We start from the raw sequence: 2,965 nt of genomic DNA, 5'->3' as shown, positions 1-2,965 counted from the left end.
GGCGCGGGCCGCACCTATCTCTTCAGCACCGCCCCGCGCGGCGCGACCGGAGACGGCATCGCCATGGCCTGGCGCGCGGGCTGCCGCGTCTCCAACATGGAATTCATGCAGTTCCACCCCACTTGCCTCTACAACCTCGAGGTCAAGAACTTCCTGATCACCGAGGCGGTGCGCGGCGAAGGCGGGCACCTCAAGCTGCCGCCGGGCGTGCCGGGCGGCGGCGAGCGCTTCATGCCGCGCTTCGACCCGCGCGAAGAACTCGCCCCGCGCGATATCGTCGCCCGCGCGATCGACCACGAGATCAAGCGGCTCGGACTCGATTATGTCCACCTCGATATCAGCCACAAGGACCCGGAATTCGTCCGCGGCCACTTCCCCAATATCTACGAGCGGCTGCTCGGCCTCGGCATCGACATGACGAAGGAGCCGATCCCGGTCGTCCCCGCGCAGCACTACACCTGCGGCGGCGTCCTCATCGATCTGGCCGGCCGCACCGATCTCGACGGGCTCTATGCCGTCGGCGAGTGCTCGGAAAGCGGGCTCCACGGCGCCAATCGCCTCGCCTCCAACAGCCTGCTCGAATGCTTCGTGTTCGGCGATGCCGCCGCGAATGACATCCTCGCCCGCTGGGAAAGCTTCCCGGCCCCGCCCGCGCTCAGCCCGTGGGACGAAAGCCGCGTCTCCGATTCCGACGAGGAAGTCGTCATCAAGCAGAACTGGACCGAACTGCGCCGCTTCATGTGGAACTACGTCGGCATCGTGCGCACCAACAAGCGCCTCGAACGCGCGGCGCACCGCATCAAGCTGCTCAATGGCGAGGTCAACGACTACTACGGCAACTTCCGTGTGACCGCCGACCTGATCGAGCTGCGCAACTTGCTCCAGACCGCCGAGCTCATCGTGAAGAGCGCCCGCGCCCGGCGCGAGAGCCGGGGCCTGCACTTCACCGAAGATTACCCCCAGACCCAGCCCGCCGCACGCGATACGGTGCTGGTGCCTGACTGAAGGCGGGCGGAAGGCCTCAGCGCGCCCACCCCGCCTGCGTCCTTTCCGCGCCCTGCCCAACCTTCGTCGTTTCCGCGAACCACCCCACCTTCGTCATTCCCGCGAAGGCGGGAATCCAGAGCGGTCAGGCGCAGCCCGCGCCCCTACAAATGCCGTCCGATAAAGATCAGCACCATCGCGCCCAGCACGGAGGCGATGCACCCGGCGCGGCTCACCTGGCCGCCGTCGTTGCTGCCCCAGCCTGCCGCGAGGCCCGCCACCAGCGAGCCGGCGATGCCCAGCAGGATCGTGCGGCCAAGGCCCATCGGCACCGTGCCGGGATAGAGATAGCGCGCGGCGAGACCGACGAACAAGCCGCTGACAATGATCGAGATAAGCTTGAACACGCTGCCGCTCCGCCGTTGCAACCGGTGCGACGCATATCGCGCGCGGTGCCCTACGCGCCAGTGGATAATCGGGTGGCAAACGTGGTGAAGGGTCTGGACAGCGATATTGTCCACAAGATCGGTGGAAGGTGCTGAAATATTTTTGAGAACCTCAGATTGGGACTTGAAATGGCCGTTTCCACGCGCGTCGCTGCACTGCAGCATGGCTGTCATGACGATGAAACGAATCGTACGTGCGACGAGCCGAATCCGTAATGCGGTGTTTACCCTCTTGTGTCTGATTCCGGTTGAGGCACTATGGGTAGTGGTCGGGTCCCGGGGGAACCTCTAAACCTAGTTTCAGTGGCGCAGCGGGCAGTTAGCTCGCGGCAACGGTGGCTGTATCGCCGCCGACCCTGGTCTTGACCTTGCAGCGGGCGCCCGCGCGAAGCCTTGGGAGAATGAAATATTCTCCTTTTGTTCCGCGAGGCGTATGATGGATTTCGAGGGCCCGATTCGGTTTGATCCGGGGGCCGCTCAAAGATGAACAGGGGTTGCGGCGTGGATTTCAGGACTGGTGACGGCGTCGTTGAGCAGGACGGTACGGGTCGTGAAGATTTCGGCCAGAGCGAGCTGGGCCTTACCAGCGGCCCTGCCCCGGCAGATGGAAAGGCGATTGGCATGAGTGCGGATGACAAGGGCAGCGAAGCGCTGGTGGCGGCCATGGCCGCAGGCGCTGCAGGCGCGCTCGCCGCAGCGGCGAAGCCGGCGTCCGATTCCAAGACCATCAACGCGCGCCGCTTCACGATTGCAACCGATCACGCGCGTGACGCCTTGCTGACGGATTTCGGCAAGGACACGCTGGACGACCGCTATCTGCTGCCCGGCGAACGCTATCAGGATCTCTTCGCGCGCGTTGCCGACGCCTACGCCGACGATCAGGATCACGCGCAGCGGCTCTACGACTACATCTCCAAGCTGTGGTTCATGCCCGCCACCCCCGTGCTTTCAAACGGCGGCACCGGGCGCGGCCTGCCGATCTCGTGCTACCTCAACTCGGTGTCCGACAGCCTCGAAGGCATCGTCGGCACGTGGAACGAGAACGTCTGGCTCGCCAGCCGCGGCGGCGGCATCGGCACGTACTGGGGCCAGGTGCGCGGCATCGGTGAGAGCGTCGGCCTCAACGGCAAGACCAGCGGGATCATCCCCTTCGTCCGCGTGATGGACAGCCTCACCCTCGCGATCAGCCAGGGCTCGCTGCGCCGTGGTTCGGCGGCCTGCTATCTCGATGTGTCGCACCCCGAGATCGAGGAGTTCCTCGAAATCCGCAAGCCGTCGGGCGATTTCAACCGCAAGGCGCTCAATCTGCACCACGGCGTGCTGCTGACGGACGAGTTCATGGAAGCGGTGCGCGATGGCACCGAATTCCATCTGCGCAGCCCCAAGGACGGCTCGGTACGCGGCACCGTCGATGCGCGCTCGCTGTTCCAGAAGCTCGTCGAAACCCGCCTCGCCACGGGTGAGCCCTACATCGTGTTCAACGACACGGTGAACCGCATGATGCCCAAGCATCACCGCGATCTCGGCCTCAAGGT

Annotated in this window: 3 protein-coding genes; 2 read left to right on the top strand and 1 reads right to left on the bottom strand. The window is 65.0% G+C overall.

Features of this window, described 5'->3' with window-relative positions; translation table 11 throughout:
* A partial coding sequence (locus tag Q0071_RS01065; protein ID WP_298164317.1) for an FAD-binding protein occupies positions 1 to 1,005 on the top strand: 1,005 nt, incomplete at its 5' end.
* A gap of 143 nt (positions 1,006 to 1,148) precedes the next feature.
* On the opposite strand, the gene Q0071_RS01060 is transcribed toward Q0071_RS01065, so the two are convergent.
* Positions 1,149 to 1,391 carry a GlsB/YeaQ/YmgE family stress response membrane protein gene (locus tag Q0071_RS01060; RefSeq protein WP_298164314.1) on the bottom strand — a complete coding sequence of 81 codons (243 nt, stop codon included), beginning with the start codon at positions 1,389 to 1,391 and terminating at the stop codon, positions 1,149 to 1,151.
* Positions 1,392 to 2,051: 660 nt separating this feature from the next.
* Here Q0071_RS01060 and Q0071_RS01055 point away from each other — a divergent pair.
* On the top strand, positions 2,052 to 2,965 hold a 914-nt coding region (locus Q0071_RS01055; RefSeq protein WP_298164319.1), incomplete at its 3' end, for a ribonucleotide reductase N-terminal alpha domain-containing protein.

It is taken from the genome of Novosphingobium sp. (genome assembly GCF_027486195.1).
Classification (GTDB): Bacteria; Pseudomonadota; Alphaproteobacteria; order Sphingomonadales; family Sphingomonadaceae; genus Novosphingobium.
This window is presented reverse-complemented; position numbering and strand designations above follow the sequence as displayed.